Raw genomic sequence first — 9,685 nt, 5'->3', positions numbered from 1 at the left:
TATTGATTTCACTCGCCACATTAAGTGCTGGTATTGTGATTACGATTCCTTTACTATTCTTAATGATCGGTGTCACCATTCTGATGGCGCTGACCACGTATGTAAGGTGGATGTCTCCAGCTTATGTGATGGGACTTGCCCTGTTAGCGATTGCATTTGCTCCTTTTGTTGGTGACCTTCCTTATTTAGCAGAAGGTGTGGCAGCTGTTGGTGAGTTTCCTCTCTATCAATTTGCCCTTATTTTAGCGTTACTAGTTATTGGAGAAGGAATTCTCATTTATCGCAATGGTGATGTTTATACATCACCGGGGGTTGAAAGAAGTAAACGAGGAAAGTGGGTTGGGTTCCAAGAGGCAAAACGGATGTGGATTGTGCCTGTTTTCTTCCTTGTACCGGAAGGCATTATTCCAAGCTTTGAATTCTGGCCTGTATTCACCTTAGGAGAAACAAGCTTTCAACCGATTATATTTCCGGTATTAATCGGCTTTCAGCAACGGGTACGCTCAAGTCTACCTAGCGCACCGATCAAGATGATGGGAATGCGTGTTGTCGGAGTCGGGTTGCTTTTAGCGGTGCTAGCTGTTGTGAGCTATTGGTATCCGTTTGTAGCTGTTCTTATGGCGTCGATTGCGATTATCTCACGTGAATTATTATGGATGGTCGCTAAATCACGAGATGAATCTCAGCCAGCCTTTTATAATTCAAAGCAAAAAGGGTGCGTCATTTTGGGAATTATCCCAGGAAGTCCTGCTACTAAGATGAAGCTTGAAGTCGGAGAGACGATTGTCAAAGTAAACGGGCAAACGGTTCATGATGAAAAAAGCTTCTATGAAGCACTCCAACTTAATGCAGCTGCTTTTTGTAAAATAGATGTGCTCGATCATGCAGGGGAAGTTCGATTTGCACAAGGAGCCCTCTATGATGGGCAACATCATCAACTCGGTGTATTATTAGTTAAGCATGATTATCAATTACAAGATTCAGTTATATAGGTTTTAGTCCGTGTAAAGGAGACTTACTAAGAGCATGTCAGAGWTTTTATTAGCGTTGATCACTCCATTTTTACTAATCGTTATCACAACAAGAGTAACCTTTAGTTTAATTGGAGCAAGTGTTGTGACGTGGATGGTCATCCTCTCCGTTATGAGTGTTTATGACAAGCCATGGTGGTTGCTGCTGCTGGCGATTCCTTCTTTTCTAGTTGGAGTATGGGTAGCAAAAAAAGTACTAATCAAACGTCCAGGAATGTAGAGAAAGAGTCGATGCGATCGACTCTTTTTTGTTTTGAGAGGGGTGTGTGGTGGGGTGGTAGCTGCGCTGATGCTGAAAACAGCGGTGGCGGCGAGCGGGTTGGCCGTTCGCACATATAAGGGCCTCAATGCCTGCGTTCGCACATAAAACCAAAATAGCGCACGTAAATAGGCGCATTTAGCACATATCAGCCGAAAAGCGCTCATATCCAGAAAATAGCGCACATAAGCACCCCATTTTCGCACATACGAGGTCTCTCGCACATAAGCACAGCTCTCCGCACATATAAGGAGCTCCCCGCCTGCGTTCGCACATAAAACCAAAATAGCGCACGTAAATAGGCGCATTTAGCACATATCAGCCGAAAAGCGCTCATATCCAGAATATAGCGCACATAAGCACCCCATTTTCGCACATACAACCTCTCTTGCACATAAGCACAGCATCGCCCCACCTCCTACCCTGCAACAAACTAACAAAAATGGGGACGTACGTTCTTATTATTTGCTTTTAGCCTAGCTGATTGTGATATACTAGAAGCAAAGAGATCATAGGTTCGTTAGGAGGTTTTTTGGTGGATCAGACGTTTGAACTTAACTCGCCTTATAAGCCAGATGGCGATCAACCCGCTGCTATCAAAGAGATTGTAGCAGGGATAAAAGAAGGTAAGAAACATCAGACATTGCTTGGCGCGACCGGTACAGGTAAGACGTTTACCATGTCGAATGTCATACAAGAAATAAACAAACCCACACTCATTATTGCCCATAATAAAACTCTTGCAGGTCAGCTCTATAGTGAGTTTAAAGAGTTCTTCCCGAATAATGCTGTTGAGTATTTTGTCAGCTACTATGATTATTACCAACCAGAAGCCTACGTCCCTAGTTCCGATACGWATATTGAAAAAGATGCAAGTATAAATGAAGAAATAGATAAACTTAGACACTCGGCTACTAGTTCGCTATTTGAGAGAAGTGACGTCATTATTATTGCCAGTGTCTCTTGTATTTACGGCTTAGGTTCGCCTGAGGAATACCGTGACTTAGTTGTCTCCCTTCGTACGGGTATGGAATTGGACCGCAACGGTCTTCTTCGTAATCTCGTCGATATTCAGTATGATCGAAATGATGTCAACTTCACACGTKGTACATTCCGAGTGCGTGGAGATGTTGTTGAGATTTTTCCTGCATCTCGTGACGAGCAGTGTATTCGTGTCGAATTTTTTGGTGACGAAATTGACCGAATTACAGAAGTAGATGCGCTAACAGGTGAGATCAAAGGTGAACGCAATCATGTCGCCATCTTCCCGGCATCCCACTTCGTTACCCGTGAAGCGAAATTGAAAAAAGCAATTGCTAATATTGAGATAGAGCTTGAGGAACAGCTGAAACACATGCATGAAGAAGGAAAGCTTTTAGAAGCGCAACGTCTTGAGCAGCGCACACGATATGACTTAGAAATGATGGCTGAAATGGGTTTTTGCTCAGGGATTGAGAACTACTCCCGCCATCTTACATTACGTGGAGCGGGTGCAACCCCGTACACGCTGATTGATTTCTTCCCGGAAGACTTTTTATTAATTGTCGATGAGTCTCATGTTACACTTCCGCAAGTTCGGGGAATGTATAACGGTGACAGGGCTAGAAAAGAAGTTCTCGTTAATCACGGCTTCCGTTTGCCATCAGCACTCGATAACCGTCCTTTGAAATTTGAGGAGTTTGAAGAGAAAATTGGTCAAAGGGTGTACGTTTCAGCGACGCCTGGTCCGTATGAGCTTGAACATACGCCGGAAATGGTGGAACAAATCATCCGTCCGACAGGTTTACTTGACCCTACAATTGATATTCGTCCGATTGAAGGACAAATTGACGATTTAATTGGCGAGATCAATGATCGAGCCGAGAAAAATGAACGTGTATTAGTGACGACGTTGACGAAGAAAATGTCAGAGGATTTAACGGATTATTTAAAAGAGCTTGGTATTAAAGTTCGTTACTTGCATTCAGAAGTGAAAACACTTGAACGGATTGAAATTATTCGTCAATTGAGGATGGGAACGTTCGATGTACTTATTGGAATTAACTTATTACGAGAAGGTCTCGATATTCCTGAAGTGTCACTTGTAACCATTTTAGATGCCGATAAAGAAGGCTTCTTGCGCTCAGAGCGATCGCTTATTCAAACAATGGGACGTGCTGCTCGTAATTCAAATGGTCATGTCATTATGTACGCCGATAAGGTAACAAAATCCATGCAAGTTGCGATAGATGAAACGACAAGACGCCGCAGCATTCAAGAGGAATACAATAAAAAGCATGGCATTACACCTAAGACGATTCAAAAGAAAATCCCAGATGTGATCCAAGCGACAGTTGTAACGGATGAAGAAGGCGAAACAACGGCTTTACCGAAAACGAAATTAAGCAAGAAAGATAAAGAAGCTATGATTGAGCGAATGGAAAAAGAAATGAAGGATGCGGCTCGCGAATTGAACTTTGAGCGTGCTGCTGAGCTTCGTGATTTATTATTAGAGCTAAAAGCGGAAGGGTGAACAGGATGGCATTAGAAGAAATCGTCGTTAAAGGAGCACGGTCACATAACTTAAAAAACATCGATGTGACCATTCCACGCGACAAGCTCGTCGTATTAACGGGCTTATCTGGTTCAGGGAAGTCATCACTTGCCTTTGATACCATCTACGCGGAAGGGCAAAGACGTTATGTAGAATCACTTTCTGCCTACGCTCGCCAATTTTTAGGTCAAATGGATAAACCCGATGTTGATGCAATCGAGGGGCTTTCTCCCGCTATTTCAATTGATCAAAAAACAACAAGCCGTAACCCCCGTTCTACTGTGGGAACGGTAACAGAGATTCATGACTATTTACGTCTTCTTTATGCGCGTATAGGAAGACCTGTTTGTCCAAAGCATGGCATTGAAATATCCTCGCAAACGATTCAGCAAATGGTCGATCGTTTGCTTGAGTATCCAGAGCGTACAAAAATGCAGATCCTTGCTCCACTCGTATCTGGACGTAAAGGGACTCATGCGAAAGTGCTTGAAGATATTAAGAAACAAGGCTATGTACGTGTTCGTGTAAATGGAGAAATGAGAGAAGTAGCTGATGAAATTGAGCTTGAGAAAAATAAAAAGCATAGTATTGAAGTCGTGATTGACCGARTTGTGATTAAAGAGGGGATCCACTCTCGTTTAGCCGATTCGTTAGAAACAGCGCTTCAGCTTGCTGATGGTCGCGCATTAGTAGATGTCATTGGCGAAGAAGAATTGTTGTTTAGTCAACATCATGCGTGTCCTGAATGTGGATTCTCGATTTCTGAGCTTGAACCAAGAATGTTTTCATTTAATAGTCCATATGGTGCGTGTCCAAGCTGTGATGGTTTAGGCTCAAAGCTTGAAGTGGATCTTGATCTAGTCGTACCGGATCGAACTCGGTCATTGCGAGATCATGCGATTGCGGCTTGGGAACCTACTAGCTCACAATATTATCCGCAGCTTCTTGCTTCTGTAAGTGCTCATTATGGAATTGATCTTGATCAGCCAGTTGAACAAATTCCAGAAGCACTGTTTGATAAAATTCTTTATGGGAGTGGACGAGAGAAAATTTACTTCCGTTATGAAAATGAATTTGGACAAGTAAGGGAAAACGAGATTGTCTTTGAAGGCGTCGCTAAGAATATTTCGCGTCGTTATCATGAGACGAGCTCTGATTACATCCGTSAGCAAATGGAAGGGTATATGACGCATAAGCATTGCCCGAGCTGTAAGGGATATCGTTTGAAGAAAGAAGCTCTTGCGGTGAAGATCAATGATAGACATATTGGAGAAATCTCTGCTCTTTCTGTAAAAGATGCGAAGCTGTTTTTTGAGGATCTAGAGTTGACGGAAAAGGAATATGCGATTGCGCGTCTTATTTTAAAAGAGATTAATGATCGTCTTGGCTTCTTGATGAATGTCGGCCTTGATTATTTATCATTATCTCGGGCAGCGGGTACACTATCTGGTGGCGAAKCGCAACGGATTCGTCTTGCTACTCAAATTGGTTCGTCGTTAATGGGTGTGCTCTATATTTTAGATGAGCCTTCGATTGGTCTCCATCAACGCGATAATGATCGGCTGATTGAAACGCTTGAGCATATGCGCAATCTTGGTAACACCTTAATTGTGGTCGAACATGATGAAGATACGATGTTGGCTGCTGATTATATTATTGATATTGGGCCAGGGGCTGGAGTCCATGGTGGTGAAATTATTGCTGAAGGAACTCCAAAAGAGATTATGGAAAACAAAGAATCTCTCACGGGGCAATACCTTTCAGGGCAAAAGTTTATTCCACTCCCAGCGGAGAGAAGAGAGTCGGATGGCCGTTCCTTCACCGTGAAAAAAGCGAATGAGAATAACCTAAAAATGTTTCAGTCACGTTCCCATTAGGATTATTTATGGCCGTAACAGGTGTATCTGGTTCCGGTAAAAGTACGCTGATTAATGAGATTGTTTATAAATCTCTTGCTCAGAAGTTGCACCGTGCCAAAGACAAACCTGGTATGCATAAAGAAATTGCTGGAATTGATGAGATTGATAAAGTGATTGATATTGATCAATCGCCAATCGGTCGTACTCCGCGCTCGAATCCAGCGACCTATACGGGAGTATTTGATGATATTCGTGATGTATTTGCGATGACGAATGAAGCCAAGGTACGTGGCTATAAAAAAGGACGTTTCAGCTTCAATGTCAAAGGTGGACGTTGTGAGGCGTGCCGTGGTGACGGGATTATCAAAATCGAGATGCATTTCTTGCCGGATGTGTATGTTCCTTGTGAAGTGTGTGAGGGGAAACGCTATAACCGTGAAACGCTCGAGATTCAATACAAAGGGAAGACAATTTCTGATGTTCTYGAGATGACGGTGGAAGAGAGTGTGGAATTCTTTGCAAACATTCCAAAGATCAAACGGAAAGTACAAACGCTTGTCGATGTCGGTCTAGGCTATATTCGACTTGGCCAGCCCGCTACTACATTATCAGGCGGGGAAGCACAGCGAGTGAAGCTTGCTTCGCAACTACACAAGCGGGCAACTGGAAGAACACTTTATATTCTCGATGAACCGACAACTGGCCTTCATGTTGATGATATTGATCGATTGTTAAAAGTGTTGCAGCGCCTAGTTGATAATGGAGAGACAGTACTTGTGATTGAGCATAACTTAGATGTCATTAAAACAGTCGATCATATAATTGATCTTGGTCCTGAAGGTGGCGATAAAGGTGGTCAGATTGTAGCGGAAGGAACACCTGAACAAGTCGCGGAAACGAAAGCATCCTATACAGGACACTATTTGAAACCCATTTTAGAGCGAGATCGCAAACGAATGGAAACGCAGATTAAAGAAAAAGAATTWCAAAAAAGCTAAAAAGAATGAAACATCTTTACCTTGTCATCCGTAATACAATAGAAGATCACAACCAAAGAGGTACGTGCAAATGTGTGCGTACCTTTTCTAAAAGATAATCGGTTTACGCTTTGATACTTAAAGGAGGCTTTTAAGATGGAAGAACGTAAAATGATATTAAAAATGATTGAAGATGGCAAGATTACCGCTGAAGAAGGGATTAAACTTCTAGAGGCAATGGATACAAAAAAAGAAACAACGAGCCAACAGCAAGAGCCAAGCTCTCTCTCCACAGAAGTGAATTGGGATGAGGGAGAAGAGTACAAGAAGCGTAATCGACCGTCTGGTTCATCGGCTGAAAAACGTTTTGCAAGCTTTATTGATACGGCTTTCCAAAAAATTAAAGACTTTGACCTAGACTTTAACTTTGGTTCTTCTGTTGTCGTTGATCATATTTTTCAACATCGTGATCTTACGCCAACGAACGTCGACGTTTCACTTGAAAATGGCTCGATCACGTTTGTGCCATGGGAAGAGTCAGACATTCGGATCGAGTGTCAGGCGCGTGTGTATCGCGTAAAGGATGCAGAAGAAGCTCGCCGTGTCTTCTTACAGGAAGCAACATTCCGGGTCAATGATCAGAAGCTCCTTTTCCATACGAAAGTAAAGTCAATGAAGGTGCAAGCGACGGTATATGTGCCTAAAACGACCTTTAATCACTTAAAGCTCTATACGTTTAATGGAGCGATTAAAGGGGAACAGATTAATGTCGACACATTAGATGTGAACACATTAAACGGACCGATTTCATTTCAATCGATTAAAGCTAAAAAGATTATGGCTGAAACCGTGAATGGAGCGATTGATTTGAAGCATCAAGAAGCAGATCTTGTTGATGTGAAAACGGTCAATGGTAGCATTACGTTATCTGGTAAAGCCCAAGATGTCGATGCAGAAACGGTGAACGGCGGCATTACGTATGAGTTAGAATCGCTAAATGAATCCGGGTATGCCGATTTAAAAGCAACGACTGGAAGCATCCATCTCCATGTCCCACAAGAGATGCGTGTAGAAGGAAAGTTGAAAACGAATATGGGCGGATTTACAGTTGATCTAGCCAATCATGAAATTTTAGATGAGAAAAAAGAGTTCGCTCAAAAAAGCACAAGCTTTGTAGGGAATCAGCAAGCTTCACCTCGTGTGAAAGTGAATGCCATTACCTATACGGGCTCCATTTTAGTAAAAGATCGTTAAGACGACTTACTAATGAATGCAACACGATTCTACTAATTGAGGTGATCATCAATGAAGAAACTAGTTCGTACTCAACATGATCGTAAGTTAGCAGGTATTTGTGGAGGGATCGCCAAGTATTTTGGAGTGGATTCAACCATTGTACGAATAGCCACTGTGATTTTATTCTTTATCACAACAGGTTTCCCTGTCTTAATCGCATACTTCATTGCTGTCTTCCTCATTCCAAATGAAGAGGATGTGCAATAGAAATGAGATGGATTGTTGGATTAGTTATAAATGCAGCCATCTTACTGTTAATAGCGTATGTATTTGACGGTTTTGAACTATCCGGTATTGGGGCTGCTCTTATTGCCAGCTTGTTATTAACGATTGTAAWTGCCATTGTGAAACCCATTTTGGTTGTGTTAACACTGCCGATTACGATTTTAACACTAGGTTTATTCTTATTTGTAGTCAGTGCCATAACCTTATTGCTAACGGCAGCTCTTATGGGAGACGCGTTTGTGATTAATGGATTTGGAATGGCTTTACTGGCATCGATTTTAATTGCTTTGATTCAAACGTTCGTTGTAAAGCCACTTCGTAAATAAGGATAGGTAGAGGTCTAGTCGATCGGACTAGGCCTTTTCCTTGTGTTAAATTAGATGAGCCTAGCTAAAAATGCTCTTCATTTGTCAACATTCGAACCCTTTAAGCATCAGAGTTGTTCGTCTTGCTAATCAAAACATGCTAAAATGAAAACTAGAGTTTTAAAGAAGTAGATAAATTCGTGTATTSATATAAGGTGGGAAAACAATGGCTAAAGTGACGGCAAATGATTTACTAGAGAATTTTCAGCTGGAATTACTGGCGGGCGAAGAAGGCATCTATCGTCCGATTACGACAAGTGATATTTCAAGACCAGGGATGGAGATGGCTGGTTTCTTTACCTACTATCCTGCAAAGCGTCTGCAATTGCTCGGTCGTACCGAGTTAACGTTTTTTGAGCAGTTGACTCTAGAAGTGAAAGAAGAAAGAATGCTGAAATTATGTACATATGACACTCCAGGGATTATCATTTCGCGTGATAATGAGGCACCTCCTGAGCTATTAGCTGCGGCTGAAAAAAATGGTGTCCCTCTCATGCGCTCGAAACAGACGACCACTCGTTTAAGTAGTAAACTGACGAACTATTTAGAGAGTGAAATGTCTCCTATGACGGCTGTCCATGGAGTACTTGTCGATATTTACGGAATTGGTGTATTAATCACTGGAAACAGTGGCGTTGGGAAAAGTGAAACAGCGCTTGATTTAGTGCGTCGTGGTCACCGTTTGGTGGCAGATGATTCGGTGGAGATTCGTCAAGAAAATGAGAACACATTAGTCGGACGTTCACCAGAGTTAATTCAACATTTATTAGAGATTCGCGGACTAGGGATTATCAATGTGATGACGCTATTTGGTGCGGGAGCTGTTCGTCCATTTAAACGTATTGCGTTATGTATCCATTTGGAGCTATGGGATCAAAAGAAAGCATATGATCGTCTTGGCTTAGAAGAGGAAACGATGAAGATTATTGACTCTGAGATTCAAAAACTTACAGTGCCAGTGCGTCCTGGTCGAAACTTAGCCGTAATTATTGAAGTGGCAGCGATGAATTTCCGACTGAAGCGTTTAGGGTATAACGCTGCTGAAGAATTTTCAGAGCGTTTAACAGATGTGATTGAAGAAGGAGATCGTGACGAATTTCATTAAATGTTAGCCATAGAGATAGAGAGGAAGTGTAGAAG

At 42.1% G+C, this 9,685-nt stretch carries 7 protein-coding genes and 1 pseudogene; all 8 read left to right on the top strand.

Annotated elements, in window-relative coordinates:
• Window positions 1–992 (top strand): PDZ domain-containing protein (locus tag AB685_RS23255; protein WP_047972959.1); only part of this gene is annotated, 992 nt, incomplete at its 5' end.
• Between the two features lie 34 nt (window positions 993–1,026).
• Window positions 1,027–1,251 (top strand): DUF2198 family protein, encoded by a 225-nt coding sequence (locus AB685_RS23250; protein ID WP_047972958.1) that lies wholly within the window; start codon window positions 1,027–1,029, stop codon window positions 1,249–1,251.
• 574 nt (window positions 1,252–1,825) lie between these two features.
• On the top strand, window positions 1,826–3,802 hold the full coding sequence (gene uvrB / locus AB685_RS23245; protein ID WP_047972957.1) for an excinuclease ABC subunit UvrB: 1,977 nt from the start codon (window positions 1,826–1,828) through the stop codon (window positions 3,800–3,802).
• 5 nt (window positions 3,803–3,807) lie between these two features.
• Window positions 3,808–6,680 (top strand): annotated as a pseudogene (uvrA, locus tag AB685_RS23240) (excinuclease ABC subunit UvrA).
• A 135-nt stretch (window positions 6,681–6,815) separates the two neighbouring features.
• Window positions 6,816–7,913, top strand: coding sequence for a DUF4097 domain-containing protein (locus AB685_RS23235; protein WP_047972956.1), 1,098 nt, complete (start codon window positions 6,816–6,818; stop codon window positions 7,911–7,913).
• 51 nt (window positions 7,914–7,964) lie between these two features.
• The gene (locus AB685_RS23230) at window positions 7,965–8,162 is read left to right on the top strand and encodes a PspC domain-containing protein (protein ID WP_047972955.1); all 198 of its coding nucleotides are present in this window, start codon (window positions 7,965–7,967) and stop codon (window positions 8,160–8,162) included.
• A 2-nt stretch (window positions 8,163–8,164) separates the two neighbouring features.
• Window positions 8,165–8,506, top strand: a complete 342-nt coding sequence (locus tag AB685_RS23225; RefSeq protein WP_047972954.1) for a phage holin family protein — start codon at window positions 8,165–8,167, stop codon at window positions 8,504–8,506.
• A gap of 205 nt (window positions 8,507–8,711) precedes the next feature.
• Entirely contained in the window at window positions 8,712–9,650 is a 939-nt protein-coding gene (gene hprK, locus AB685_RS23220) for an HPr(Ser) kinase/phosphatase (RefSeq protein WP_047972953.1), read from the top strand.
• The last annotated feature ends 35 nt before the right edge of the window (window positions 9,651–9,685 follow it).

The organism is Bacillus sp. LL01 (assembly GCF_001037965.1).
Note: the sequence above shows the minus strand (reverse complement) of the source record. Positions and strands in the feature narration are given on the sequence as shown.

Coding starts and splice junctions, on each gene's coding strand:
- AB685_RS23230 (WP_047972955.1), top strand. CDS start 7,965: ATGAAGAAACTAGTTCGTACTCAACATGATCGTAAGTTAGCAGGTATT.
- hprK (WP_047972953.1), top strand. CDS start 8,712: ATGGCTAAAGTGACGGCAAATGATTTACTAGAGAATTTTCAGCTGGAA.
- AB685_RS23235 (WP_047972956.1), top strand. CDS start 6,816: ATGGAAGAACGTAAAATGATATTAAAAATGATTGAAGATGGCAAGATT.